Below are 25,496 nucleotides of genomic sequence, written 5' to 3' on the forward strand. Positions count from 1 at the left end.
GACCGCTGCCCACAAGCCTTCTTCTCAGCAATCGCACTCGCTGCGACCGTAATCTTCTGGCTTTGAAGGAGAACGAGTCCTGAGCCTAGGCCTTCGCTTGGCCCCAAAGCCCCACCCAAGATCCGCCCGCCTCCGAGCCGGCGGACATTCAGGTCAGGCCGCGCTATTCAGTTTCCGGATAACCTGGGCGTCACACAGAGCTCTTTTTTGGGGGGCAGAGAACGTTCGACCCCGGTCCCTCTCTCTCCGCCATAACTTTTCTTTTTCTCGGGAAAGTTATGAACGAATTCATGAGCATATGAATTTCTTGAGGCAGCAGCCAAGTTGCTCTGTGACATGGTCGCGCCAGCGCCTAGCTCCAGCTCCGTGTCCCTCGGTGAACAGGTTTGCACATGCAGGCCAGCGACAATGCCGGGTTCACAAGATAATTGCTTCACCCCGCCCTGTGCGAAACGGTGCCGGTCCGCCGCCTTGGAGATGCCAAGTGCCTTGCGAACATGCTCCACGCTATGGCGGCGGCGCGACGGGCTTTGGGACTTCGCCCGCGCAGCCGCGGTCAGGGTGCGTCTCTCAGGCGTCCGCTCGGATACCGCTCGACGCAGCCTCAGGGTCTCCTGCTCTAGCTCCTTGAGCCGCGAGAGCCGCGCCCGGGTCATCCCGCCGTACTGGCTCCGCCACAGGTCGAACCTATGCCGCGATACTGCAATCTGTCGCCCCGCATCGGCCATCGCCAGGTCTTCCTTGTAGAGCACCTCAATCTGGCCCAGTTTGCTGACAATGCTCTCCGGCTTTTCTCGCTTTGCGGCCAGTCCGTAGTCTTGCGGGCCGCCGGTCTTAGCGGGCTTCGGGCATCCTGGCTGGACCTCCTCAGTAGGGCGGGCGCAACAGGGCCACCTGCGTGCCCTAAAGCGGCGTGACTTCCAGTGTGACTCCGGGATCGGGGCGTACCGTCATGTGCATGATGGGCTCGGGGCGCGGTCCCTTGGGGGCGAAGCGGTAGCGCGACAGCAGCGTGGCCAAAATGATCCCCGCCTGCATCATGGCGAAGTTTGCCCCCACGCAAACGCGAGGGCCCGCCCCGAAGGGCAGGTGCAGATAGCGGTCGCGTTTCTGACCGGGGGCGAAGCGCATGGGATCAAATTCGTCGGGTCGGTCCCAATACTCGTGATGTCGATGCAGCGCCCACGTGTTCACGAAGATCGTCTCACGCGGGTGGATCTCGCGGTCATAGAGCGTGTCGGGCGCGCGTACGTTGCGCGCGAGCATGCCAACCGGTGGGTAGAGCCGCATGGTCTCGTCGAGGATCGCGGTGATGCCGGGCATGCGCTCAAGCTCTTCGTGGCCGCAGGCGCCGCCCTGCAGCACGTCCCGCGCCTCTTCGCGCGCGCGGGACTGCGCCGGTTCGTCGTGGGCCAGCAGGTGAAGCGCCCAGGCCAGTGACAGCGCCGTCGTCTCATGGCCGGCGACGATGAAGAACTGCATGTTGTGCAGCAGATCCTGCGGCGACATGGTCCGTCCGCTCTCGGGGTCGCGCGCAGCGAGCATGTGGTCGAGCAGATCATCCGCGTTGCCCGTCGCTTCCCGCCGCCGCGCCTCGATGGCGCGGGACACCATGCTGTGCATGGTCTTCACCGCGCGCCGCCCGAAAAGCTCGGCGGGGCGCGGCACCCAAGGCGGCACCTCTAGGAAGTCGAGCAGCGACGCGCGCCCCACGGTCAGGAAATAGCGGGTGATCGCTTCGCCGTAGGTCTCGGCATCGAAGTGCTCGCGGCCAGAGAGGGCGACATCGCAGATCACGTCGAAGGTGGCCGAGAGCATTTCTGCGACCATCTCGGCGCTGTCGGTACCGGCAAGGCGGTCGCAGGCGCGCTCGGCGGTGGCGGTCATCATCGGGGACAGCGCTTCGACGTTGCGCGCGGCAAAGACCGGGGCGATGGCCCGGCGCTGCCAGCGCCATTGCGCGCCCTCGGAGGTGAACAGGCTGTCGCCCACCGCCGGGCGCAGCATGCGCAGCATGACTTCGGACTTCGGGTAGTTCTCGACGTTGTCCAGAAACAGCCGCTTCATGCCTTCGGGGCCCTGCACCATGTGCCAGCGGGCGTGGCCGGTGGTGCCGGTGACGATGGGCTGGGTGTAGGCGATGGCTGGGATGATCCGCAGCACATTGCTGCGGGCGGCCCGCAGGCTGGCGAGCATGCCCAGCGGTTCGGTTGCGGGCTCGATGCGGGGCGGCAGCGTCTGCGTCATGGTCCCTCCTTCGCCGTGTCACGGAAACGTATTGCCTTCGAGGGGGGTATCAAGCCTTCGAGGCTGCGCCATGTCGTCCAAGGTCTGTTCTACCGGCGTTCCGCCCCATGCAACCGCCTTGCCCTTGCGGCAACCGGCGGGTTCCCGCGGGAATATCGCCGCCGTGACCCGATGATGACGCCATTGTGTTGGAGTTCGCGCTGCAAATCGGCTAAACACACCGGTAATCAGAGCCTCGACACAGAGGCCATTTCATAGCCCATGAGGAAGAGCAGGCTTATGGACGCAAATACCCTCGCGCTCGCGCAGGAGATCGATTTCTCCATGTGGGGGCTCTTCGCCCGCGCCACATTGACCGTCAAGCTGGTGATGCTGATGCTGATCCTCGCCTCGGTCTGGGCTTGGGCCATCATCTTTGAGAAACTCGTCGCCTATCGCCGTGCCCGCCGCGAGGCGGCGGTGTTCGACCGGGCTTTCTGGTCCGGCGAGCCGCTGGACGAGCTGTTTGACCAGATCGGCCCAGAACCGCGCGGTCGCGCGCAGCGGGTCTTTGCCGCCGGCATGACCGAATGGCGGCGATCGCATCGTGGTGACGGCGGCATGATTGCCAACGCCAGCGCGCGCATCGACCGGTCGATGGATGTGGCCATTCAGAAAGAGGCCGAGGCGTTGCAGCGCGGTCTTCCGGTGCTGGCCACAGTCGCCTCGGCAGCGCCCTTCGTCGGGCTGTTCGGTACGGTCTGGGGCATCATGCACGCCTTCATCGAGATCGCCGCGCAGCAGGACACCTCGCTGGTGGTCGTGGCCCCCGGCATCGCCGAGGCCCTGTTTGCCACGGCGCTTGGCCTCGTCGCTGCGATCCCGGCGGTGATCTTCTACAACAAGCTCTCGGCCGATTCCGACCGCGTGATCGCGGGCTACGAGGCCTTTGCCGACGAGTTCTCCACCATCTTGTCGCGCCAGCTGGACGCCTGAGCCATGGCCGGAGGCGTGATGAAAAAGGGAGGCGGCGGCGGTCGTCGCAGGCGGCGCCGCTCCGGCGGTGGTGGCCAGCCGATGGCCGAGATCAACGTCACGCCGATGGTCGACGTGATGCTGGTGCTGCTGATCATCTTCATGGTCGCCGCGCCGCTGCTGACCGTGGGCGTGCCCGTGGAACTGCCGAAAACCGCCGCGACGGCGCTGCCGAACGAGGCGGAGGAGCCGCTCACCGTCACCATCGCCGCCGATGGCATGGTGATGATCCAGACCACCGAGGTGGCGATGGACGAACTGACCCCGCGCCTGCGCGCCATCGCCGAGGAACGCGACGACGACCGCATCTTCCTGCGCGCCGACGGCACGGTGCCCTATGACACCGTGGCCAAGGTCATGGGCGCGCTGAACCGCGGCGGCTTCTCGTCGATCGGGCTGGTCACCGACACCGGCGGTCCGGCGCTCGACGGTGCGGCCGGACTGTCTGGCAACTGAGGGAGCGCCCTTGCGCAAGAGCCTCTATATCTCGGGTGGTCTGCACCTTGCGGTGATCCTTTGGGCGATCTTCGGCAATGTGTTCCGCCCCGATCCGCCGCAGGTCGAGACCTCGGCGGTGACGGTGATCTCGGAAGCCGAGTTCGCCGCGATGAGCCGTGCCGCGCAATCCCCGGAGACGGCGCAGGAGGTCGACGCGCCGCCCGCGCCCGCCGCCGAGCCGGAACCCGAGGCCGTGCTGGCCCCGGCAGAGCCCGATCCCGCGCCCAGCCCCGACGCTCCGGAGCCGGCGCCCGAGCCGCCCGCTGAGGTGTTGCCCGAGCCTATCGCGCCGCCCGCAGAGGTGACGCCGCCCGATACGTCCGAGCCGGTCTCGCCGCCCCAGCCCGAGGCCGTGGCGCCGCCGCCGGTGCTCGCGCCCGATGTGGCCGACCGCCCGGTGCCGCGCCCCGCGCCGCGCGTCGCGCCAGAGCCGGTGGCCCCGCCAGAGCCCGACACGCAGGTTGCCGAGGAGGTGCAGCAGGCCGCCGAGCCCGACGCCGAGGCACCGGAGGTGGCCGAGGAGGCGCAAGAGGCAACGGCCCCCGAAGAGACCGCGACCGAGATCGTCACCGAGGCCGAGGAACCGGCGGCCGCCGAGGACCCGGTGCCTGATGCGCCGATGTTCGCGCCCGATGCCTCGCGTCGTCCGCTCACGCGCCCGACCAATCTCGCGCAGCGCCCCGAGCCGGAACCGGAGCCTGAGGCACCGGCCGAAGAGCCGAGCCCGCAGACCGCAGAGCAGGCTCCGGCGCCGGAACAGGACACCCCGCCCGCGCAGGACAGCACCGACGACGCCGTCGCCGATGCCATCGCGCAGGCGCTCGCCGGCGGTGGCGGCGCGGCGGAGCAGCGTGGGCTATCTAGCCCCGCACTGTCGCCCGGTGATCGCGATGCTTTCAGGATCGCGGTTCAGAAGTGCTGGCGGGTAGACGTCGGAAGCCCGGCCGCCAACGTAACGGTCACCATAAGCATGGACATGGAGCCCAGTGGCCAAGTCATTTCGTCCTCGCTGCGGATGATCGACTCATCAGGTGGTGACACCGCAGCGGTGGGGACGGCCTTCAATAATGCGCGCCGCGCCATTCTGCGTTGCCAAGCTGAAAGCGGTGGGCGCTATTCGCTGCCCGCCGACAAATACGATCAATGGAAGACCATCGAGATGACCTTCAATCCCGAGCAGATGAGGCAACGGTGATGGGGCATCTTGGCGCGGCCCTCCGCACGGCGGCCCACCGGCTCGATAATGTGGCGCTTTGTCCGAGGCGGTTCCGCGCGCTATCATTGCCGCGAGGCAGAACTCAGGCAGAGCGGCGCGGCACGGCGACCGGGAAGGAGAACACGAGCATGACAAGAATTCTGGCCCTGATCCTTGCCCTCGGCAGCGCCGGGGCGGCGGTGGGCGTTGCAACGCCGGCGCTGGCGCAAGACGGCCCACTGCGCATCGAGATCACCGAAGGTGTGATCGAACCTCTGCCCTATGCGGTGCCCGATTTCGTGGCCGAGACCGGCGACGCCGCCGAATACGCGCAGCAGATCAGCCGGGTGATCGCCGAGGACCTGAGCGGCACCGGCCTCTTCCGCGAAATTCCGCGCGATGCGCATATCAGCCGCGTGTCGAATTTCTCCAGCCCGGTGCAATTCTCCGACTGGAAAGCGATCAATGCGCAGGCGTTGATCACAGGTGCCGTCAGTTCCGACGGGGCAGGGCGGCTCACCGTCAAGTTCCGCGCGTGGGATGTCTTCGCCGGCACCGAACTGGGCGACGGCATGCAGTTCTCGGCCACCACCGAAGGCTGGCGGCGGCTGGCGCATAAGGTGGCCGATCAGGTCTATTCGCGGATCACCGGCGAGAGCGGCTATTTCGACAGCCGCGTGGTCTTTGTGTCGGAAAGCGGCCCGAAAGACGAGCGTGCCAAGCGACTTGCGGTGATGGATTACGACGGCGCCAACGTGCAGTATCTGACTGACAGCCGCTCGATCGTCATCGCGCCGCGCTTCTCGCCCAACGGCGACCGGGTGCTCTACACCAGCTACGAGACCGGCGAGCCGCGCATTCACGTGCTTGATGTCGGCTCGGTACAGAGCCGCATTCTGCCGACCACCGACGGGGTGATGAGCTTTGCGCCGCGCTTCTCGCCGGATGGCTCGCAGTTGCTCTATTCTATGGCGCGTGGCTCTAACACCGACATCTATGCGATGGACATTAGTTCCGGCCAGACCCGGCAATTGACCACCGCGCCCTCGATCGAGACCGGCGCCAGCTTCTCGCCCGATGGCAGTCAGATTGTCTTCGAGAGCGACCGCTCTGGCAGCCAGCAGCTCTACGTCATGCCGGTGGGTGGCGGCGAGCCGACGCGGATCAGCTTTGGTCAGGGCCGTTACGGCACCCCGGTCTGGTCGCCGCGCGGCGATCTCATCGCCTTTACCAAGCAGAACGCCGGGCGCTTCCACATCGGGGTGATGCGCACGGATGGGTCGGAAGAGCGGCTGCTGACCGCCTCGTTCCTCGACGAGGGTCCGACGTGGGCGCCGAACGGCCGCGTTCTGATGTTCGCCCGCGAGACGCAGGGTGCTCAGGGATCAAGCTCGCTCTACACGGTCGATATCTCGGGGCGGAATCTCAAGCGGGTGCGCACGCCCGATGGCGCGTCGGACCCCAGCTGGGGGCCGCTGCAGTAAGCGCGGCGCCAAAGATCATCGGCCCGGAAACAATTCTCTCAAAAGGGTTATCCGGGCCGCGAGACGCTACGTTCCCAAGCCTTTCGCGCTGTGATAGCCTTTCGGCAAAACATACGAGCAGGACAGTGATCCAATGACATATCTTCCGAAGGTTCTGATGCTGGTGGCCGGTCTTGGCCTTGCTGCCTGCACCAACCCCGATCGTTTCAACGAAGGTGCCTATGGTGCCGGTGCGGGCGGCAGCGGCGCGGGCGCCAATGGCGGCATGGTGCCGGGCTCGGCCAATGACCCGACGTCTTCGGCCTACTTCAACCAGGCGATCGGCGATCGTGTGCTGTTCTCCGTCGACCAGTCGACGCTTACCGCCGAGGCGCAGGCCACGCTTGATGCGCAGGCGCAGTGGCTGATGACCAACTCCGATTACCTCGCGGTGATCGAAGGCCACGCCGACGAGCAGGGCACCCGCGAGTACAACATCGCGCTTGGCGCTCGCCGCGCCAACGCGGTGATGGAATACCTGATCTCCAAGGGCGTGGCTTCGAGCCGTCTGCGCCAGATTTCCTACGGCAAGGAGCGCCCGGTGGAGATTTGCTCCGAAGAGGCCTGCTACGCCAAGAACCGCCGTGCGGTGACGGTGATTTCCATGGGCATGACAAGCTGAGGAGGCCCCGGATGCGTCTGACTGGCATTGCCCTTTGTCTGGGCCTGATCGCGAGCGGCGCGCAGGCCCAGCAGACCGAGACCCTGGCGGATCTCCGTCAGGAACTCGTGATGCTCGACACCGAACTTAAGAAGCTCAAGCAAGAGCTGAACACCACCGGCATCGGCGCGGCAAACGTCGGTGGCAGCACGCTTGACCGGGTGAACGCGATCGAGGCCGAACTGACCCGGCTGACCGCGCGCACCGAAGAGATGAGCCACCGGATCGACAGCGTTGTCAGCGACGGCACCAACCGGATCGGCGATCTGGAATTCCGTATCTGCGAAATGGAGCCGGGCTGCGATATCGGCAACATCGGCCAGACCCGTCCACTCGGCGGCGACCAGCCGGCGACCGCGGGCAGCCCCGCGTCGGCACCGTCGCAAAGCGCGTCGGCAGGCGACGATGCGCTGCCGTCGGGCGGGGTCGAACTCGCCGTCGGCGAGGAGACCGATTTCCGGCGAGCCCAGGAGGCGCTCGCCAGCGGTGACTTTCAATCCGCCGCGAGCGAGTTTGCGTCCTTCCGCCAGACCTACCCGGGATCTCCGCTAGAGGCGGCGAGCTATCTGGGCGAAGGTCGCGCGCTCAGCGAAGCGGGAGATACCCGCGAGGCGGCGCGCCGGTTCCTCGGGGCCTATGCTAATTACCCCGAGAGCGAGGTCGCGCCCGACGCGCTGTGGCGGCTCGGCGCGGCGCTTGGCCAGTTGGGTAGCACCAACGAGGCCTGCGTGACGCTGGCCGAGGTCGAAACCCGCTATCCGGGCAACGCCGCCGTCTCCAAGGCGCAGGCGGAAATGGCGCGTCTCGGCTGCCAGTGAGGCAGCCGGCGAGCCCTGCGATGACACCGACACTGGACCAGCGCTTTGCCGACGCCATGGGCGCGGCGCTGGGGCCGGACTTTCCCTCCGATATCGCGCTGGCCGTCTCCGGCGGCGGCGACAGCATGGCGATGCTGACACTGGCGCACAATTGGACTCACGTCTGGGGGGTGCGGCTGCATGTGGTCACCATCGATCATGGGCTGCGGCCCGAGGCGGCGGAAGAGGCGCGCATGGTCGCGGCAACCTGCGCCGAGCTTGGCTGGCCGCACAGCACGCTGCGCTGGCACTGGGACGGGCAGGGCAATCTGATGGACGCGGCGCGACGCGCCCGTCTCGCGCTGATCGACGGCTGGCGTGGTGGCATCCGCGACGTGCTTATGGCCCACACCGCCGACGACGTGGCCGAGACCTTCTTGATGCGTCTGGCGCGCGGGTCTGGGGTTGAGGGGCTTTCCGCGATGCGCCCGGTGCGCGAGGTTCCTGCGAAGCCGGGAGCTGCGCCGATGCGGATCATCCGGCCCTGTCTCGATATGCGGCGCGGCGAACTACGCCATTACCTGCGCGTCCTGAAGGGCACATGGGCTGACGATCCGTCGAACGAGGATGACAGCTACGACCGCGTGCGCACCCGCAAGCTGATTGCCCGGCTGGAGGCAGACGGCGAGCTCTCCGGCCCCGACCTGAGCCGGACCGCGGAGCGTATGGCGCGGGCGGGCGAGGCGCTGCGGGCAAGGGCGGTGCAGGTCTGGCACGAGATCGCCGCGCCGGATGTGCCGCAGCGGGCGGGCGATCTGCTGTTCGACCAGTCCGGGTTTCAGCGTGTCGAGCGTGACACCCAGCTTCGGCTTCTCGCGGCGGGGCTTTGCTATGTGTCCGGGGCCGAATACCGCCCGCGCGAAGCGCCCCTCGAAGCGCTGCTCGACCGGCTGCTTGGCGGCGGCGGCGGCACCCTGCACGGCTGCGAAACACGCATCGAACGCGGGCGCATCGCCATGTTCCGTGAATACGAAGCGGTGCGAGAGCAGGTGGTCGCAGCGGCGCCCGGGGCGTTCTGGGATGGTCGCTGGCAGATCCTGCGCTGCGATGCCGAGGGGCTGACGGCGCGCGCACTTGGGGATGACGGATGGGCGCAGCGTGATCGCGATGCAGCGCCGCCGGTGCCCTTTCATGCCGCCCGCACCGCCCCCGCGCTGTTCGACGGCGCGCGGCTGGTGGCCTGCGACGCGCTGGCGCTGCGGGATTGCATGCCGCCCGCTTTCAGGCTGTGTCCGTTTGGGCGCGAGGGCCTGAGCTTCGCGGCATTCGTGCAATCCGGCCCGCAAACAGGGTGAAATCGCATTGAACCGGCTGGCTCAGCCCTTATGTTAGGCACACCGTGGTTCCGTCCGGAGCCGCGCGCTACGTCATTTTAGGAGGCCGTCCTTGGGCAACGCACGAAATATCGCCTTCTGGGTCGTTCTTTTCCTGTTGATTCTGGCGCTCTTCAACCTCTTCTCCGGAGGCGGAAGCACGCTGCAGAGCCGGGAAATCAGCTACTCGGATTTCATGGAGGCGGTGGATTCTCAATCCGTCAGCTCCGTCACCATCGACGGCGAGCAAATCCGCTATCGCGGCAACGACGGGCAAGACTATGTCACCGTCAAACCCGAGGATGCGCAGGTCACGGATTCGCTGATCGACAAGGGCGTCACCGTCCGGGCCGAACCGCAGGAACAATCGGGCTTCCAGGCCTTCCTGCTGAGCCTTCTGCCCTTCCTGCTGCTGATCGGCGTGTGGATCTACTTCATGAACCGCATGCAGGGCGGCGGCAAAGGCGGCGCCATGGGCTTTGGCAAATCCAAGGCCAAGCTGCTGACCGAAAAGCACGGCCGCGTCACCTTCGACGACGTGGCGGGCATCGACGAGGCCAAGGAAGAGCTTGAAGAGATCGTGGAATTCCTGCGCAATCCGCAGAAATTCTCGCGGCTCGGCGGCAAGATCCCCAAAGGCGCGCTGCTGGTGGGCCCTCCGGGCACCGGTAAGACGCTGCTGGCGCGCGCCATCGCGGGCGAGGCCGGTGTGCCCTTCTTCACCATTTCCGGCTCGGACTTCGTGGAGATGTTCGTCGGTGTCGGCGCATCGCGTGTGCGCGACATGTTCGAACAGGCCAAGAAGAACGCGCCTTGCATCGTGTTCATCGACGAGATCGACGCCGTCGGTCGCAACCGTGGCTCGGGCTATGGCGGTGGCAACGACGAGCGCGAGCAGACCCTGAACCAGCTGCTGGTCGAAATGGACGGTTTCGAGGCGAACGAGGGCGTGATCATCATCGCCGCCACCAACCGCCGCGACGTTCTCGACCCCGCGCTGCTGCGTCCGGGCCGCTTCGACCGTCAGGTCATGGTGGGCAACCCCGACATCAAGGGCCGCGAGAAGATCCTCGGCGTACACGCCCGCAAGACCCCGCTTGGCCCGGATGTCGACCTGCGCATCATCGCGCGCGGCACGCCCGGTTTCTCGGGCGCGGATCTTGCCAACCTCGTCAATGAGGCGGCGCTGATGGCCGCCCGCGTTGGCCGCCGGTTCGTGACGATGGAAGACTTCGAGAACGCCAAGGACAAGGTCATGATGGGCGCCGAGCGCCGGTCGATGGTGCTGACCGCCGATCAGAAGGAAAAGACCGCCTACCACGAGGCCGGTCACGCCGTCGTCGGCCTGTCGCTGCCGCAGTGCGATCCGGTCTACAAGGCGACGATCATTCCGCGCGGCGGGGCGCTTGGCATGGTGGTCTCGCTGCCCGAGATCGACCGTCTGAACTGGCACAAGTCCGAATGCGAGGAAAAGCTCGCGATGACCATGGCCGGCAAGGCCGCCGAGATCATCAAGTATGGCGAGCCCAACGTGTCGAACGGCCCGGCGGGCGACATCCAGCAGGCCTCCGCTCTGGCGCGCGCGATGGTGCTGCGCTGGGGCATGTCGGACAAGATCGGCAATATCGATTACTCCGAGGCGCATGAGGGCTATCAGGGCAACACGGCTGGCCTGTCGGTCTCGGCGCATACCAAGGAGCTGATCGAGGAAGAGGTGCGCAACTTCATCCAGATCGCCTATGAACGCGCCCATTCGATCCTCACCGAGAAGCACGAAGAGTGGGAGCGTCTGGCGCAGGGCCTGCTTGAGTACGAGACCCTGACCGGCGACGAGATCAAACGCGTGATGAAGGGCGAGCCGCCGAACGCTTCGGGCGGCGAGGATGACGGGTCGGACGACACCCCGAGCGTCACCGCCATCCCCAAGACCAAGCCGAAGGCGAAGCCTTCGGAAGATGGCGGGATGGAGCCCGAACCCTCTGCATGAGCCCGAACGGGCATAACGACTGGGACCCCGGGACCTATCAAAGGTTCCGGGGTCATCGTTTGCGGCCTGCGCTTGATTTGCTGCGGTCTTTGCCCGCGCTCCCCGAGGGGCCGGTTGTCGACCTCGGCTGCGGTGCGGGTGATGTCGGCCCGGCGCTGACGCAGCTGGGGCGGCGGCTGGAGGGCGTGGATCTCAGCCCGGCCATGCTGGACAAGGCGCGACAGACCGGCGCTTATGACGCGCTGCACGAGGCTGAAATCTCGACGTGGAAGGCGGCGGAAGCGCCGGCGCTGATCTTCTCCAACGCGGCGCTGCACTGGGCGCACGGGCATGACATCCTGCTGCCGCGGCTGCTTGCGATGCTTGCGCCCGGCGGCACGCTTGCGGTGCAGGTTCCGGCGCAGAACAACGCGCCGTCGCACCGCATGTGGCTGGCGCTGGTCGAGGAACGCTACCCCGGCCGCATCGATCCGACCACCATTCCCGGCATCCTGCGCCCGGCAGAGTATCACGCGCTGCTGGCACCGCAGGGCGAGACCGCGCTGTGGGAGACCGAGTATTATCAATACCTCGCCCCACAGGAGAGCGGCCATCCGGTGCGCCATTTCACGCAAGCGACCTTTGCCCGTCCAGTGCTCGATCCGCTGAACGAGGCGGAACGGGCAGAACTGATCTCTGCCTATGAGGCGGTGATCCGCACCGTCTACCCGGTGGACGCGGCGGGCGGGGCGCTGTTCCCTTTCCGGCGACTGTTCTTCACCGTCACGGTCTGACGGCGCCGCGCGGCGCCGCAAACTTCCGATCCCTGCGGTGCGCGCCTTTGCCGGGGCTGCGATCGCCGCGCGCGCAATTGCGCAGGAACCGGAGTGCTTCCCCCTCGACGTCGCCGCACATCTGTGGCCCAAGTTGGCTTCGCAACGTAAGCTTCGAAAGGACGTGCCCCATGCCCGCGCTCAAGCCCACCCAGTTCTCTGCTCGCATCACATGGCTTGGCCGGGTGCCGGTCGAAGGCGACAGCATCCGCTCTGTGCCCGAGGAGGCGCTTGATCTGGATTGGGCCGGTCCGGCAGACGAGCGCCACGCGGGCCTGACGCGGCCTTCGTGCTCGCGCGTGACCTCGCAGCACAAGCGCGGCACCGAGATCGCCAACGCCCGTCAGCTCAGCATCGTCGCCGCCGAGGACCTTGCCGAGATCGCGCGAACGCTGAACCTTGATGAGGTCGACCCTGTGCTGGCCGGGGCCACGATGATCCTCGAAGGCATTCCCGACTTCAGCCACATCCCGCCGTCGTCTCGGCTGCAGGGGCCGGATGGCACGACGCTGGTCGTCGACATGGAAAACCGCCCCTGCAACCTGCCCGCGCGCGAGATCGAGGCCGAGCACAAGGGCCACGGCAAGGCGTTCAAATCCGCCGCCAAGGGCAAGCGCGGCGTCACCGCGTGGGTCGAGCGACCGGGCAGACTGGCGATCGGCGACACGCTGACGCTGCACATTCCAGACCAGCCGGTCTGGGCGCATCTCGATGCGGCGCGAAGGGGCTGAACGCTTCGCGCGTGACCACGCGCGCCAGAGCGGCTATTGACGGGGCACGAGACCACTCCGCAGGAAGGCCCCGCCATGACCACCGATATCGAAATCGCCCGCGCCGCTCAGAAACGTCCCATTCAGGAGATCGGCGAAAAGCTCGGCATCACCGGGGCCGACCTCATCCCCTACGGCCATGACAAGGCAAAGGTCTCGGCAAGCTTCATCGAGGGGCTGGGCGAGCGCAAGCGCGGTCGGCTGATCCTCGTCACCGCGATCAACCCGACCCCGGCAGGCGAGGGCAAGACCACCACCACGGTCGGTCTTGGCGACGGGCTGCAGGCGATCGGCAAGAAAGCGGCGATCTGTATCCGCGAGGCCTCGCTCGGGCCGAACTTCGGGATGAAGGGCGGGGCGGCCGGCGGCGGTCATGCGCAGGTGGTGCCGATGGAAGAGATGAACCTCCATTTCACCGGCGATTTCCACGCCATCACGGCTGCGCACAATCTGCTGTCGGCGATGATCGACAACCACGTGCACTGGGGCAACGATCTGGAGATCGACCTGCGCCGCGTGGTCTGGCGCCGTGTGCTCGACGTCAACGACCGGGCGCTGCGCGACGTGGTCACGGGCCTTGGCGGTGCGCCCAACGGCTTCCCGCGGCAGGGCGGCTTTGACATCACCGTGGCCTCCGAGATCATGGCTTGCCTGTGCCTTGCCGAGAACCTCGCCGACCTTCAGGACCGGCTTGGCCAGATGATCGTCGCCTATCGCCGCGACAAGACCCCGGTGCTGGCACGCGATCTGAAGGCCGACGGTGCGATGACCGTGCTGCTGAAGGACGCGATGCAGCCCAACCTCGTGCAGACGCTCGAACATACCCCGGCCTTCGTGCATGGCGGTCCGTTCGCCAATATTGCCCATGGCTGCAATTCGGTCGTGGCCACCAAGACCGCGCTGCGGCTGGCCGATTACGTGGTCACCGAGGCCGGCTTCGGGGCCGATCTGGGGGCCGAGAAGTTCTTCGACATCAAGTGCCGCAAGGCCGGGCTGCACCCCGATTGCGTGGTGCTGGTGGCGACGGTGCGCGCGCTGAAGATGAACGGCGGCGTGGCGCGCGGCGATCTCGGATCCGAGAATGTGGACGCGGTGAAACAGGGCTGTGCCAACCTTGGCCGCCATATCGAGAACCTGCGCCAGTTCGGCGTGCCGGTCGTCGTGGCGGTCAACCACTTCGCCGGTGACAGCGAGGATGAAGTGGCGGCGGTGACATCCTACGCCGAGGCGCGCGGCGCCGAGGCGCATTTGTGCCGCCACTGGGCCGAGGGCTCGGCGGGCATCACCGCTCTGGCCGAGCGCGTGGCGCATATCGCCGATGGCGATGCCGCGCAGTTCGCCCCGCTCTATGCCGACGAGATGCCGCTGTGGGAGAAGATCGAGACCGTCGCCAAGCGCATCTACCACGCAGGCGAGGTCAGCGCCGACGCGCGGGTCGTGGCGCAACTGAAAGAGTGGGAAGAGCAGGGGTTTGGCAACCTGCCGGTCTGCATGGCCAAGACGCAGTACTCTTTCTCGACCGACCCGACGCTGCGCGGTGCGCCCGAGGGCCACACGGTGCCGGTGCGCGAAGTGCGGCTTTCGGCCGGCGCGGGGTTCGTCGTGGCAATCTGCGGCGACATCATGACCATGCCCGGCCTGCCGCGCGTGCCCGCCGCCGAGAGCATCGGGCTCAACACCGAAGGCCAGGTCGAGGGGCTTTTCTGAGGCAGTCACCGTTGCGCGGCGCTCAAAAAGCGCCGCGGGTTTCCGATCCGCGCGTGGTTTGTCGCGATTGGTGCAATATCCGCCGCACTGGTGCGTTGATCCCTGCGCCGCATCGCGGCATAGGGGGCGCACCGGACACGGAAAAAACTTGCAAGGAGCCGCTGATGCGCGATCCCGCAACCTTGGGTGACATGACGGCGCTGCGCGCCGAGATCGACGACACCGACAAGGCGCTGAGCGCGCTCTTGGCGCACCGCCAGAGCCTCATCGACCGTGCCGCCGAGATCAAGACCGGCGCGGGTCTGCCCGCCCGGATCAAGGCCCGCGTCGACGAGGTCGTCGCCAACGCCCGGCGCAACGCCGAGGCCGAGGGGATCGACCCGGACCTGAGCGAGACGCTCTGGCGCGAGCTGGTGGAATGGTCGATCCGCCGCGAGCAAGCGGTGCTGGGACAGGAGTGAGCCACATGAGTGCAACCATCATCGACGGCAAGGCCTTTGCCGCAACGGTCCGCGAAAAGGTCGCCGGCCATGTCGCCCGGCTGAAGGACGAGCACGGCATCACCCCCGGCCTCGCCGTGGTGCTGGTGGGCGAAGATCCCGCCAGTCAGGTCTACGTGCGCAACAAAGGCAAGCAGACGCTTGAAGCGGGGATGCAGAGCTTTGAGCACAAGCTGCCCGAGGACACCTCGGAAGCGGACCTGCTGGCGCTGGTCGAGACACTCAACGCCGATCCGGCGGTGCATGGCATCCTCGTGCAGCTGCCGCTGCCGTCGCACATGAACTCGGACCTTGTCATCAATGCCATCGACCCGGCCAAGGACGTCGACGGCTTCCACATCTCCAACGTCGGCCTGCTCGGCACCGGGCAGAAGAGCATGGTGCCTTGTACGCCGCTCGGCTGCCTGATGATGCTGCGCGAACAGCATGGCTCGCTGTCGGGGCTGAACGCCGTTGTGGTGGGCCGCTCGAACATTGTCGGCAAGCCGATGGCGCAACTGCTGCTGGGCGACAGCTGCACGGTGACCATCGCGCATTCGCGGACCAAGGATCTGGCAGGGGTCTGCCGCGGCGCTGACATTCTTGTCGCCGCCGTGGGCCGCCCCGAGATGATCCCCGGCGACTGGGTGAAGCCCGGCGCGACGGTGATCGACGTGGGCATCAACCGCATCGACGCGCCCGAGAAGGGCGAGGGCAAGACCCGGCTGGTGGGTGACGTGGAGTTTGCATCGGCAGCCGAGGTCGCGGGCGCGATCACCCCGGTGCCCGGCGGCGTCGGCCCGATGACCATCGCCTGCCTGCTGGCCAACACCGTGACCGCCTGCTGCCGCGCCAACGGCCTGCCCGAGCCCGAGGGGCTGACGGCGTAAGCCGCGAAGTAAGGTGAAGAGCCCGGAACAAGGCCGAAGGCCGCCGGGCAAGCGCCGGCCCGTCGCACCGAAGGTGTGCACTCCCAAGTTGCACGCCTTTGGCGTGCGGCGCGGGCTGGCGCTTTTTCATCCTCGCGCAAGGGCATGATGTCGTCCGGGTTTGGCGAGGATAAAGCGCTGACCTCGATGGTCGCAGTGCCACCCCACGGGCCTGCGCTGCCCGACTCGTGCTGCGCCTGCCGCTACCTCGGCATCGGCAGCTGTACCGGCTTTGGCCCCGTCAGGATCGCCTGCGCGCCGTCGCCCATCAGCCCCGACAGCACCGCGCTGTCGGTGCGCAACCCTCCGGTGTAGGCGCCATAGGCGGGTAGGATCAGCCGCGCCGCGTCCAACAGGAAACAGGGCCGCGAGATCACCCGCCCGCGCACGGCAATACGCGCCTTGGGATGGAAATGCCCCGACACCTCTCCCACCGCGCCGTCTTCAGCCATGTGCCGCAGCACCAGCCCGTTCAGCCGCAGTTCCGCCAGATGCGTGCCGCCCAGCGACACCGGGCCGGGATCGTGGTTGCCTTCGACCCAGAGCCAGTCTCGCCCCGCCTGCAGCCGGGCGATCCACAGCTGCTCTTCCTCGGGCAGCACCAGATCGAGCCCCGCCGCGTCGAAACTGTCGCCAAGGCAGACCACCCGCCGCGCGCCGGTGGTCTCGAGGTCGCGCTCCAGCCGCAGCAGGGTCTCGCGTCCCTCGTAGGGCGGCATCAGCGCGCCGCCCTGCGCTGCCAGTCGCGCCGACTTGCCGAAGTGCAGGTCCGAGACCACCAGCAGCCCCTCGGCGGGCCAGTAAAGCGCCCCCGATCCCAGCGCCTCGAGCGCCGCGCCGTGAAAGTCAAAGCCGAGCCGTGTCATCGGCGCTGCCATGCCAGAGCGCCGAGCCCCCCGCAAGACGCTTGCCACCGAAGCAGCGCCGCCCTAGCTGCCGGGCAGGACACAAGAAGGAGAGATCATATGCGCCGCGCCATTGTCACCGGGGGATCGGGCCTCATCGGCAGGGGCATCTGCGAGCGGCTGATGACCGAGGGCTGGGAGGTCGCCAGTTTTGACCTCGCCGAAGACGGCCCGGGGCGCCACATTCAATGCGACGTCTCGGACGAGGCCTCGGTGAAAGCCGCCTTCGATACGCTCGGCTGGGAACGCCTCGACCTGCTGGTCAGCAACGCCGGGCGCACCGGCGGTATCGACATGGAACTGGGCACGACCTCGCTGGACGACTGGAACGGCATGCTCGGCAGTCACCTCACCGGTGCCTTCCTGATGAGCCGCGCGGCGCTGCCGCTGCTGCAGGAGGGCGGGGCGATCGTGGTCATGGCCTCGACCCGCGCGCTGATGTCCGAGGGTGGCGATTTCGCCTACGCCGCCGCCAAGGGCGGGCTGATCGGGCTGACGCAAGCGCTGGCGGTGCAACTGGGGCCGAAGGTGCGGGTCAACGCCATTGCGCCGGGCTGGATCAGCGGTGAGACCGAGCTCTCCCACGACGACCACGCGCAGCATCCGGCAGGCCGGGTCGGCCGCAGCGGCGACATCTCGGATGCGGTGCTCTACCTTGCCGATGCAGGGTTCGTCACCGGCCAGACGCTCACCGTCGATGGCGGTATGACCAAGAAGATGATCTACGCCGAGTAGGGCTCAGATCGCCGCCAGCCCGCTCTCGCGCAGCAGCGCGCCGACTTCCTCTTCAAGCAGGCGCTCGTCAGCGCTGCCGCGGATCGGCACGCGCCCCGGTTCTAGGAACAGCGGCGCCGACAGCGGTGAAAGCCGCTCCAGCCGCAGCAGATCGATCCGCGCCTCGACGCGGGCGCACATCTCGCGGATGCGGGCGAAATCCACGAGCCCGCGCATCGCTTCCTCGCGGGTGATCTGCAGCAGCAGGTGATCGGGGTCGTATTTCACCAGCGTGTCGTAAAGGATGTCCGACGACATGGTCGCCTGCTTGCCGCTTTTGCGCTGGCCGCCGATGTTGCGCTCGATCAGCCCGGCAATGGTGGCCGAGGCGCGGAAGGTGCGCTTCATCACCGCATTGCCCGACAGCCAGCCTTCCAGCCCGGCCTCCAGCGCCTGCAGGTCAAACAGCGGCGCCGGGTCGATCACCTCGTCGAGCCCCCAGATCAGCACGGCGTAATCGGTGGCGACGAACCCCATGGGAGCGAGGCCTTCCTCTTCCATGCGCTTGGTCAGCAGCAGCCCCAGCGTTTGCATGGCGTTGCGCCCGGCAAAGCCATAGACCACCAGCTGCTCGCGCCCGTCGTGCGGAAAGCTCTCTATCAGCAGCCGCCCGGGCTGCGGCAGGCGCGACACCTCGCGCTGCAGCCGCAGCCAATCGGCGGTATGCTCGGGCAGCCCGGGCCATGCACCCTGCTGGAACATCCGCACGATGCGGTCCGACAGCTGGGTGGAGGTGGCGAATTTGGTCCCCATGAAGGTGGCGATCTTGGGCTTGCGATGCGCGTCGCGGCTGACCTGCACCACCATCTCGCGCAGCCCCTCGTAGCGCACGATCTGCCCGCCAATGAGGAACGTATCGCCGCGGGTGAGCTGCGCGGCAAAGCCTTCCTCGATCTCACCCAGCGGCGCGCCGCCGCGCCCGCGGTAGCGCACCTTCAGCGTGTCGGTGTCCTGAATGGTGCCGATGTTCTGCCGGATGCGCACCGCCGAACGTGGGTCGCGCAGCTGCCACAGCCCGTCCTCGCGCTGTTTCAGGCGCTGCCACTGGTCATAGGCGCGCAGCGCGTAGCCGCCGGTGGCGCAGAACTGCAGGCAATCGTCGAACTCCGCGCGGCTCAGCCCGGCATAGGCCCCCGCCGTGGTCATCTCGGCATAAAGCGCGCCCGCGTCGAACGGCCCGGCGCAGGCGGCGATGAGGATGTGCTGGCACAGCACGTCGCGCGGGCCCGGCCCGCGGCTCTCGCCGTCGAGATCGCGGGCCCGCACCGCCTCTAGCGCCGCCACGCATTCCACCACCTCGAACCGGTTGGCGGGCACCAGCAATGCCTTGGAAGGCGCGTTGTACCGGTGGTTGGCGCGCCCGATGCGCTGCACCAGCCGCTTGACGTTCTTCGGCGCGCCGACCTGTATCACCAGATCGACGTCGCCCCAGTCGATGCCCAGATCCAGCGAGCCGGTGCAAACGATGGCGCGCAGGTCGCCGCGCACCATGGCCGCCTCGACCTTCTCGCGCTGGCCGCGGTCGAGCGAGCCGTGGTGAATACCGATGGGCAGCGCTTCCTCGTTGGCCAGCCAGAGCTTGTGAAAGAAAATCTCGGCCTGCGCGCGGGTGTTGTGAAAGATCAGCGTGGTGCGGTGCTGCTTCACCTGCTCCAATACCGCCGGAATGGCATAGGCCGCCCCGCCGCCGGACCATGGCGGCGCCGCCTCGGTCTGCAGCATCGCGATATCGGGCTCGGGGCCGGGGTCTGCTTCGAGGACCTCGCAGGGGTCCGGATGTCGCGCCAGCAGCCCGGCGATGGCCGCAGGGTCCTCGACCGTGGCCGAAAGCCCGACCCGCCGCAGGTCGGGGCACATGCGCTGCAGCCGGGCCAGCGCCAGCATCAGCTGATCGCCGCGCTTGCTTTCCGACAGCGCGTGGATCTCGTCCACCACCACCCGTTCCAGCCCCGCGAACATCCTTGGCGCATCCTCGTAGGAGGTCAGCAGCGCAAGGCTCTCGGGCGTGGTCAGCAGGATGTGCGGCGGATCGGCGCGCTGGCGGCGCTTGCGCGAAGACGGCGTGTCGCCGGTGCGGTCCTCGACGCGGATCGGCAGTCCGGCCTCCTCGATGGGGATCAGCAGGTTGCGCTTGATGTCGGCGGCCAGCGCCTTCAGCGGCGAGACGTAGAGCGTGTGCAGCCCGGTGCGCGGCGCCGCGGTCAGTTCGGCCAGCGTCGGCAGAAAACCGGCCAGCGTCTTGCCGCCGCCTGTCGGCGCAATAAGCAGCAGCGCCGGCGTCCCGGCGCGGTCCAGCAAGGCGCGTTGATGGGGGTGAAGGCTCCAGCCGCGGCGGGAGACCCAGTCTTGAAGCGGGGCGGGCAAATCGAGCATGCCCCCAAGATAGGCGCGGGTGCCGACTTGGAAAGCCGCCGCGCTGCCGCGCGCCCTTCTTCTTCTCTTCTGAAATACGCCGGGGGAGGCCGCGCAACGCGCGGACGGGGGCGGAGCCCCCTCTTTCTACGCCGTTCACCAGACCGACCGCCGCTTCTCAGCCGAGGCGTCGCAACCGCCTCACATCCACCTGTGCCGCCATGCACAGCGCACTCTCTGGCCTTTCCGCTGCAAACCGCTAGGGTCTGGCGCAATCAGATAAAGGGAGTCCCTCTCATGACTGCGCAGTACACCCCGCCCAAAGTATGGACTTGGGAAGCCGAGAGCGGCGGCCAGTTCGCCTCGATCAACCGTCCGATCGCCGGCCCGACCCACGACAAGGACCTTCCGGTCGGCAAACACCCGTTCCAACTCTACAGCCTCGCCACGCCGAACGGCCAGAAGGCCGGGGTGATGTTCGAGGAGCTGCTCGCTGCGGGCCATGACGCCGAGTATGACGCGTGGCTCATCAACATCGGCGAGGGCGACCAGTTCAGCTCGGGCTTCGTCGACGTGAACCCGAACTCGAAGATCCCGGCGCTGCTCGACCGCTCGGGCGAGACGCCGGTCCGGGTGTTCGAATCCGGCGCCATCCTGCTGCATCTGGCGGAAAAGTTCGGCGCCTTCCTCGGCAAGTCAGAGGATCGGGCCGAGATGCTCAGCTGGCTGTTCTGGCAAATGGGCAGCGCGCCCTACCTCGGCGGTGGCTTCGGGCATTTCTACGCCTACGCGCCGGAAAAGATGGAATACCCGATCAACCGCTTCGCGATGGAGACCAAGCGTCAGCTCGACGTGCTTGATCGCAACCTTGCGGACCGCGCCTTCATGACCGGGGACGACTACACGATCGCCGACATCGCGATCTGGTGCTGGTACGGCAACCTCGCGCTGGGACGGCAGTACGAAGCAGCCGAGTTCCTCGACGTGGAAAGCTACAAGAACGTGCAACGCTGGGCCAAAGAGATCGACGCCCGCCCGGCGGTAAAGCGTGGTCGCATGGTCAACAAGGCCACCGGCCCGCTTGAGGAGCAGCTGCACGAGCGCCACGATGCCTCGGATTTCGAGCTGCGCACGCAGGACAAGCTGGCGGCTGAATGACGCGTGCCAGAGGCAAGAGCCTTCCGTGGCTCTTGCACCTCTGCTTTCGCAGGTCGGGCGCGAAGACCCGCCAGACTCGAGATGACGCGCTATGCTGATCACCGCCATCTGGCCGATTTTCGCGCTGATCTGCCTCGGTTTCGCGCTGCGGCGGGCTGGATTTCCCGCAGACTCTTTCTGGCCCGCAGCGGAGCGGCTGAACTATTTCGCGCTGTTCCCGGCGCTGCTCTTCTCCAGTCTCGCGGCCGCGCCGGTGCGTGACCCAGAAGTGCTGCGCCTCGGCGGCGCGGCCCTCGCGACCATTGGGCTTGCGGCGGCGGCGCTGGCCTTGGCGCGGCAGTTTCGTCCGTTTCCGGCGGCGCGCTACGGGCCGGCGCTGCAGGGCGTCATCCGGTTCAACACCTATCTTGGCGTGGCCACCATCACCAGCGTCGCGGGCATCGCGGCCACGGCGCAGGCGGCGGTCTATCTTGCTGTGGCAGTGCCGCTGGTGAACGTGCTGTCGATCATCGCGCTGAGCGACCATGGCGGCGGCGGGCGGCGGGCCGCCGTGCTTTTGCGGACGATTTTCCGCAACCCGCTGATCCTCGCCTGTCTGGCTGGCATCGTGGTTGCGCTCAGCGGCGTGGGGCTGCCCTTTGGCACCGGCGCCTTCCTCAAGCTGCTGGCGCAGGGCAGCCTGCCGCTGGGCCTGCTCTGCGTTGGCGCGGCGCTGCAACCGGAAACCCTGCGGCGCGATCTTCCGGCGCTGACCGGCGTGAGCGTTCTGCGGCTGCTGTGCATGCCGCTGCTGGCGCAGGCGCTTGCCACGCTTTTTGGGCTGGAGGGCAGCGCGGCTCTGGTGCTGGTGGTGTTCTCGGCGGTGCCGACGGCGCCCACAGCCTATGTCCTCACCCGGCAACTGGGCGGGGACGGGCCTTATATGGCCGGGATCATCACCGGACAGACGCTGGTCGCTGCGCTGACCCTGCCGCTGGTGCTGTGGGCTGTCGGAACGCTTTAGCGACGGGCGCGCTGCCTGTTCGGCCCGCGCCCATGCTGAGCTTCGCGAAGACATGGCCTGCGGCCCGCTGGCTCAGACCCCAAGCATTTCGGTCAGGGTGCGCAGCGTCTCGCGGTCGGCGTCATTCATCTTGGCCGCGCGCGAGCGGAAGAGGGTGGCCTGCGAGCGCAGTACCGGCTCTTCGGCCAGCACTTTGAGGTGATTGGCGCGCAGCGTCTCGCCGGTTGAGGTGATGTCGGCCACGGCCTCGGCGGTGAGGTTTTTCACCGTGCCTTCGGTCGCGCCCTGACTGTCCACAAGCTGGTAGTCGGCGACGCCGCCCATGCGCAGGTAGTCGCGCACCAGTCGGTGATATTTCGTCGCGATCCGCATGCGGAACCCGTGCGTCGCGCGGAACGCGGCCGCGGCGCCGTCGAGGTCATCGAGCGTGTCGACATCGACCCACGCGGCGGGCACGGCGACGATCAGATCGGCCTGCCCGAAGCCCAACTCGGCCAGCGGTTCGACCTTTTGGTCCCATTGCACCAGCTTCTCGCGGATCAGGTCGGTGCCGGTGACGCCGAGGTGGATGCGCCCGGCCGCCAGTTCACGCGGAATTTCCCCCGCAGAGAGCAGCACCAGCGACACGCCCTCGACGCCGTCAACGGCGCCAGCATATTCGCGGTCCGATCCGGTGCGCGAGAGCTTAACGCCGCGTGCGCCGAACCAGTCGAAGGTCTTTTCCATCAGCCGGCCCTTGGAGGGCACGCCAAGCTTGATGCTCATTTCGCCACCTCCAGAAGGATGCCCGGACGGATCACGCCGCCCACCGCCGGAATTTCCTGCCCGCCGCCAAGCCGCCGGGTCAGCGCGTCATAGCGCCCGCCGGTGGCGATCGGGGGCAGATCGGGACGGCTCTCGCAGACGAAGCCGAAAGCGAAGCCATCGTAATATTCCATCGAACTGCGGCCATAGCTGGCCTCGAAGTCAAGCTCGGCAACATCCACGCCGCGCGCGCTCAGCGCATCGCAGCGCCGTTCGAACCGCTCCAGCGCGGGCAGCAGCGCGGGCATGTCCACGGCGATGTCGCGCAGGTGTTCCAGCGCGAAGGAGCAGGTCTCACGCACCGCCAGCACCGCGTCGATCAGCTCGACCTGCGCGCGGGGCAGTGCCGGTTCGGCGGCATCCGCGCGCAGCGCGGCGATGCGATCGGCGATCTCGCGTTCGGAGCGCACGCCGATCACCGGGCCGGCCTTGGCCATCGGATCGTCCTGCGCCAGCATCGCGGCGCGGGGTGCGGGAACCGGCGTCTTGCCAGAGAAGCGATCGAGCAGCGCACGGAACCGGCGCGGCCGCCAGATGTGGCGCAGCAGCGCATCGCGCCGCGCCTGCGAGGTCTGCAGCCCCGCCACCGCGGCGGTCAGAATGCCGATGTCGCCGGTGACCGGGCGCAGCGCGTAGGGCGCCAGCACCTCCGAGAACAGGCCAAAGACCTCGGCGTCGAGCTGCGCCTGATCGCCGCGATCGAACACCTCGTAGCCCACCTGAAAGTACTCTGAGGGGCGTTCGGGGTGCTCTTCCTGCCGCCGGAAAATCTCGCCGGCGTAGGTATAGCGCGCGGGTTCGGCCCCGTGGCTCATGTGCATCTCGACCACCGGCACGGTAAAGTCGGGACGCAGCATGACCTCGCCGCGGTTCGGGTCATGCGTCACATAGGCGCGCGCGCGGATGTCCTCGCCATAAAGGTCCAGCAGCGTCTCTGCCGACTGCATGATCGCGCAGTCCAGCGGTTGCGCCCCGGCCTCGGCAAAAACCGCCCGCAGGCGCTCCGCCTCGGCCTTCTCGGCTGCCATGCTCACGCCCATTGGTTCAGGATCTCGCGCACCTTGGCGACCAGTTGATCGCGCGGCACCTCGACTTGCGAGGGCCGTTCTTTCCATTCCTCGAGGCTGGCGCTTTCCGCCAGCTTCGCGCCGAGGATCAGGTCCTTGATCTGCACCACGCCGCGCTCTTTCTCGTCGCCGCCCTCGATGACGGCCACGGGGGAGCCGCGCTTGTCGGCGTATTTGAGCTGGTTGCCGAAGTTCTTCGGGTTGCCGAGGTAGACCTCGGCGCGGATGCCGTTGTTGCGCAGTTCGGCCACCATCGCCTGATAATCGGCCATGCGCGCCTTATCCATCACGGTCACAACCACCGGGCCCTGCGCGGTGCCGCCGATGCGGCCCTTGGCGCGCAGCGCGGCGAGCAGCCGGTCGACACCGATCGACACGCCGGTCGCAGGCACCGCCTGACCGGTGAAGCGCTTGACCAGATCGTCGTAGCGCCCGCCGCCAGCCACCGAGCCGAACTGCCGCTTGCGGCCTTTCTCGTCGAGGATCTCGAAGGTCAGCTCGGCCTCGAACACCGGGCCGGTATAATAGCCGAGGCCGCGCACCACCGAGGGGTCGATCTCGATCCGGTCGGCACCGTAGCCGCCGGCATCCAGCAGCGTGGCGATCTGCTCCAGCTCGTCGACGCCTTCTGCGCCCACTGCCGAAGCGCCGATGGCGGCACGCAGGTTGGCCAGCGTCGCCCTCGCGTCCGCGCCCTTGGAGGTCAGGAAGGCCAGCACCGGTGCGGTCTGATCGTCCGACAGGCCGACGCCATCAATATAGGCCCCGGAGGCATCCAGACGGCCCTTGCCCAGAAGCTCGCGCACGCCGCTCTCGCCGACCTTGTCGAACTTGTCGATGGTGCGCAGCACGGCCTGCTGCTGCGCGTCATCCGACAGGCCCATGGTCTCGAGCACGCCGTTCAGAACCTTGCGGTTGTTGACCCGCACCAGATAGTCGCCGCGCGGAATGCCGACCTCTTCCAGCGTGTCCGACAGCATCGCGCAGATCTCGGCGTCGGCGGCCACGGAAGGCGCGCCCACGGTATCCGCATCACACTGGTAGAACTGCCGGAACCGGCCCGGCCCAGGCTTTTCATTGCGCCAGACCGGCCCCATGGCGTAGCGCCGGTAGGGCGTGGGCAGATCGTTGCGATGCTGGGCGTAGACCCGCGCCAGCGGCGCGGTCAGGTCGTAGCGCAGGGCCACCCAGCCGTCATCGTCGTCTTCCCAGGCAAAGACCCCCTCGTTCGGACGGTCGACGTCCGGAAGGAACTTGCCGAGCGCCTCGACGGTCTCGACGGCGGAGCTTTCCAGCGCTTCAAAGCCGTAGCGATGATAGACCCCGGCGATCGTATGCAGCATGTCTGCGCGTTCGGTCACCTCGGTGCCGAAATAGTCGCGGAACCCCTTGGGCGTTTGTGCCCGGGGGCGGGGGGCTTTCTTTTCCTTGGCCATGGCCT

General features: G+C 67.4%; 23 protein-coding genes. 16 read left to right on the top strand and 7 right to left on the bottom strand.

The genetic code is table 11. The features are described 5' to 3' along the window. Positions 1-167: 167 nt before the first annotated feature. Both ACXAJT_RS19490 and ACXAJT_RS19495 read right to left on the bottom strand, forming a co-directional pair. Positions 168-752, bottom strand: coding sequence for a transposase (locus tag ACXAJT_RS19490; RefSeq protein ID WP_475237759.1), 585 nt, complete (start codon positions 750-752; stop codon positions 168-170). A 151-nt stretch (positions 753-903) separates the two neighbouring features. Further along, entirely contained in the window at positions 904-2,247 is a 1,344-nt protein-coding gene (locus ACXAJT_RS19495; RefSeq protein ID WP_475237761.1) for a cytochrome P450, read from the bottom strand. A 279-nt stretch (positions 2,248-2,526) separates the two neighbouring features. Between ACXAJT_RS19495 and tolQ the strand changes: the two genes are divergently transcribed. From tolQ to folD, 13 genes are all read left to right on the top strand, one after another. Beyond that, positions 2,527-3,222, top strand: a complete 696-nt coding sequence (gene tolQ / locus ACXAJT_RS19500) for a protein TolQ (protein ID WP_066107651.1) — start codon at positions 2,527-2,529, stop codon at positions 3,220-3,222. A gap of 3 nt (positions 3,223-3,225) precedes the next feature. Next, entirely contained in the window at positions 3,226-3,717 is a 492-nt protein-coding gene (gene tolR, locus ACXAJT_RS19505; RefSeq protein ID WP_475237764.1) for a protein TolR, read from the top strand. 10 nt (positions 3,718-3,727) lie between these two features. Continuing rightward, the gene (locus tag ACXAJT_RS19510; RefSeq protein ID WP_475237766.1) at positions 3,728-4,954 is read left to right on the top strand and encodes a cell envelope biogenesis protein TolA; all 1,227 of its coding nucleotides are present in this window, start codon (positions 3,728-3,730) and stop codon (positions 4,952-4,954) included. A gap of 149 nt (positions 4,955-5,103) precedes the next feature. Beyond that, the gene (tolB, locus tag ACXAJT_RS19515) at positions 5,104-6,438 is read left to right on the top strand and encodes a Tol-Pal system beta propeller repeat protein TolB (RefSeq protein ID WP_475237768.1); all 1,335 of its coding nucleotides are present in this window, start codon (positions 5,104-5,106) and stop codon (positions 6,436-6,438) included. A gap of 133 nt (positions 6,439-6,571) precedes the next feature. Beyond that, positions 6,572-7,099: a peptidoglycan-associated lipoprotein Pal gene (pal, locus tag ACXAJT_RS19520; RefSeq protein ID WP_475237771.1), complete on the top strand. Its 528-nt coding sequence runs from the start codon at positions 6,572-6,574 to the stop codon at positions 7,097-7,099. A gap of 11 nt (positions 7,100-7,110) precedes the next feature. Then, positions 7,111-7,956: a tol-pal system protein YbgF gene (gene ybgF, locus ACXAJT_RS19525; protein WP_475237773.1), complete on the top strand. Its 846-nt coding sequence runs from the start codon at positions 7,111-7,113 to the stop codon at positions 7,954-7,956. A gap of 20 nt (positions 7,957-7,976) precedes the next feature. Then, the gene (gene tilS, locus ACXAJT_RS19530; RefSeq protein ID WP_475237778.1) at positions 7,977-9,290 is read left to right on the top strand and encodes a tRNA lysidine(34) synthetase TilS; all 1,314 of its coding nucleotides are present in this window, start codon (positions 7,977-7,979) and stop codon (positions 9,288-9,290) included. A 91-nt stretch (positions 9,291-9,381) separates the two neighbouring features. Next, positions 9,382-11,295, top strand: a complete 1,914-nt coding sequence (gene ftsH, locus ACXAJT_RS19535) for an ATP-dependent zinc metalloprotease FtsH (RefSeq protein ID WP_475237781.1) — start codon at positions 9,382-9,384, stop codon at positions 11,293-11,295. Between the two features lie 89 nt (positions 11,296-11,384). After that, complete coding sequence (locus tag ACXAJT_RS19540) at positions 11,385-12,068, top strand: methyltransferase domain-containing protein (RefSeq protein ID WP_475237783.1); 684 nt, start codon at positions 11,385-11,387, stop codon at positions 12,066-12,068. Between the two features lie 170 nt (positions 12,069-12,238). Further along, complete coding sequence (locus ACXAJT_RS19545) at positions 12,239-12,838, top strand: MOSC domain-containing protein (protein ID WP_475237786.1); 600 nt, start codon at positions 12,239-12,241, stop codon at positions 12,836-12,838. A gap of 75 nt (positions 12,839-12,913) precedes the next feature. Next, positions 12,914-14,584, top strand: coding sequence for a formate--tetrahydrofolate ligase (locus tag ACXAJT_RS19550; protein ID WP_475237790.1), 1,671 nt, complete (start codon positions 12,914-12,916; stop codon positions 14,582-14,584). 164 nt (positions 14,585-14,748) lie between these two features. Further along, entirely contained in the window at positions 14,749-15,045 is a 297-nt protein-coding gene (locus ACXAJT_RS19555) for a chorismate mutase (protein WP_475237793.1), read from the top strand. A gap of 5 nt (positions 15,046-15,050) precedes the next feature. Continuing rightward, positions 15,051-15,953 (top strand): bifunctional methylenetetrahydrofolate dehydrogenase/methenyltetrahydrofolate cyclohydrolase FolD, encoded by a 903-nt coding sequence (gene folD / locus ACXAJT_RS19560; RefSeq protein ID WP_475237797.1) that lies wholly within the window; start codon positions 15,051-15,053, stop codon positions 15,951-15,953. Positions 15,954-16,195: 242 nt separating this feature from the next. Here the strand turns inward: folD and pdeM are convergent, their stop codons facing one another. Next, positions 16,196-16,858 carry a ligase-associated DNA damage response endonuclease PdeM gene (gene pdeM / locus ACXAJT_RS19565; RefSeq protein ID WP_475238141.1) on the bottom strand — a complete coding sequence of 221 codons (663 nt, stop codon included), beginning with the start codon at positions 16,856-16,858 and terminating at the stop codon, positions 16,196-16,198. A 99-nt stretch (positions 16,859-16,957) separates the two neighbouring features. Here pdeM and ACXAJT_RS19570 point away from each other — a divergent pair, with 99 nt between their 5' ends. Beyond that, positions 16,958-17,632 (top strand): SDR family oxidoreductase, encoded by a 675-nt coding sequence (locus ACXAJT_RS19570; RefSeq protein ID WP_475237800.1) that lies wholly within the window; start codon positions 16,958-16,960, stop codon positions 17,630-17,632. Positions 17,633-17,635: 3 nt separating this feature from the next. On the opposite strand, the gene ACXAJT_RS19575 is transcribed toward ACXAJT_RS19570, so the two are convergent. Further along, entirely contained in the window at positions 17,636-20,044 is a 2,409-nt protein-coding gene (locus ACXAJT_RS19575) for a ligase-associated DNA damage response DEXH box helicase (RefSeq protein WP_475237801.1), read from the bottom strand. A 276-nt stretch (positions 20,045-20,320) separates the two neighbouring features. Here ACXAJT_RS19575 and yghU point away from each other — a divergent pair, with 276 nt between their 5' ends. Then, on the top strand, positions 20,321-21,181 hold the full coding sequence (gene yghU / locus ACXAJT_RS19580) for a glutathione-dependent disulfide-bond oxidoreductase (RefSeq protein ID WP_475237803.1): 861 nt from the start codon (positions 20,321-20,323) through the stop codon (positions 21,179-21,181). A gap of 91 nt (positions 21,182-21,272) precedes the next feature. Then, the gene (locus ACXAJT_RS19585) at positions 21,273-22,184 is read left to right on the top strand and encodes an AEC family transporter (protein WP_475237805.1); all 912 of its coding nucleotides are present in this window, start codon (positions 21,273-21,275) and stop codon (positions 22,182-22,184) included. A gap of 72 nt (positions 22,185-22,256) precedes the next feature. Here ACXAJT_RS19585 and hisG read toward each other — a convergent pair whose 3' ends face one another. Genes hisG through hisS form a run of 3 tightly spaced genes read right to left on the bottom strand, consistent with a single transcriptional unit; the run spans position 22,257 to position 25,491 of the window. Continuing rightward, on the bottom strand, positions 22,257-22,949 hold the full coding sequence (hisG, locus tag ACXAJT_RS19590) for an ATP phosphoribosyltransferase (protein WP_475237807.1): 693 nt from the start codon (positions 22,947-22,949) through the stop codon (positions 22,257-22,259). After that, positions 22,946-24,028, bottom strand: a complete 1,083-nt coding sequence (locus ACXAJT_RS19595; protein WP_475237810.1) for an ATP phosphoribosyltransferase regulatory subunit — start codon at positions 24,026-24,028, stop codon at positions 22,946-22,948. Before ACXAJT_RS19595 ends, hisG begins: the two co-directional genes overlap by 4 nt. Then, a complete protein-coding gene (gene hisS, locus ACXAJT_RS19600) occupies positions 24,019-25,491 on the bottom strand; it encodes a histidine--tRNA ligase (RefSeq protein WP_475237812.1) in 1,473 nt (490 codons plus the stop codon). Before hisS ends, ACXAJT_RS19595 begins: the two co-directional genes overlap by 10 nt. Between the last annotated feature and the right edge of the window lie 5 nt (positions 25,492-25,496).

This window comes from Salipiger sp. ABF4_146, from assembly GCF_056161345.1.

Bases quoted from the DNA above. Each gene is read 5' to 3' on its own strand.
- yghU (WP_475237803.1), top strand. From the start codon at position 20,321: ATGACTGCGCAGTACACCCCGCCCAAAGTATGGACTTGGGAAGCCGAG.
- ACXAJT_RS19570 (WP_475237800.1), top strand. From the start codon at position 16,958: ATGCGCCGCGCCATTGTCACCGGGGGATCGGGCCTCATCGGCAGGGGC.
- ACXAJT_RS19495 (WP_475237761.1), bottom strand. From the start codon at position 2,247: ATGACGCAGACGCTGCCGCCCCGCATCGAGCCCGCAACCGAACCGCTG.
- ACXAJT_RS19585 (WP_475237805.1), top strand. From the start codon at position 21,273: ATGCTGATCACCGCCATCTGGCCGATTTTCGCGCTGATCTGCCTCGGT.
- tolB (WP_475237768.1), top strand. From the start codon at position 5,104: ATGACAAGAATTCTGGCCCTGATCCTTGCCCTCGGCAGCGCCGGGGCG.
- ACXAJT_RS19575 (WP_475237801.1), bottom strand. From the start codon at position 20,044: ATGCTCGATTTGCCCGCCCCGCTTCAAGACTGGGTCTCCCGCCGCGGC.
- hisG (WP_475237807.1), bottom strand. From the start codon at position 22,949: ATGAGCATCAAGCTTGGCGTGCCCTCCAAGGGCCGGCTGATGGAAAAG.
- folD (WP_475237797.1), top strand. From the start codon at position 15,051: ATGAGTGCAACCATCATCGACGGCAAGGCCTTTGCCGCAACGGTCCGC.
- ybgF (WP_475237773.1), top strand. From the start codon at position 7,111: ATGCGTCTGACTGGCATTGCCCTTTGTCTGGGCCTGATCGCGAGCGGC.
- pdeM (WP_475238141.1), bottom strand. From the start codon at position 16,858: ATGACACGGCTCGGCTTTGACTTTCACGGCGCGGCGCTCGAGGCGCTG.
- pal (WP_475237771.1), top strand. From the start codon at position 6,572: ATGACATATCTTCCGAAGGTTCTGATGCTGGTGGCCGGTCTTGGCCTT.
- ACXAJT_RS19555 (WP_475237793.1), top strand. From the start codon at position 14,749: ATGCGCGATCCCGCAACCTTGGGTGACATGACGGCGCTGCGCGCCGAG.
- tilS (WP_475237778.1), top strand. From the start codon at position 7,977: ATGACACCGACACTGGACCAGCGCTTTGCCGACGCCATGGGCGCGGCG.
- ACXAJT_RS19595 (WP_475237810.1), bottom strand. From the start codon at position 24,028: ATGGGCGTGAGCATGGCAGCCGAGAAGGCCGAGGCGGAGCGCCTGCGG.
- tolQ (WP_066107651.1), top strand. From the start codon at position 2,527: ATGGACGCAAATACCCTCGCGCTCGCGCAGGAGATCGATTTCTCCATG.
- ACXAJT_RS19550 (WP_475237790.1), top strand. From the start codon at position 12,914: ATGACCACCGATATCGAAATCGCCCGCGCCGCTCAGAAACGTCCCATT.
- tolR (WP_475237764.1), top strand. From the start codon at position 3,226: ATGGCCGGAGGCGTGATGAAAAAGGGAGGCGGCGGCGGTCGTCGCAGG.
- hisS (WP_475237812.1), bottom strand. From the start codon at position 25,491: ATGGCCAAGGAAAAGAAAGCCCCCCGCCCCCGGGCACAAACGCCCAAG.
- ACXAJT_RS19545 (WP_475237786.1), top strand. From the start codon at position 12,239: ATGCCCGCGCTCAAGCCCACCCAGTTCTCTGCTCGCATCACATGGCTT.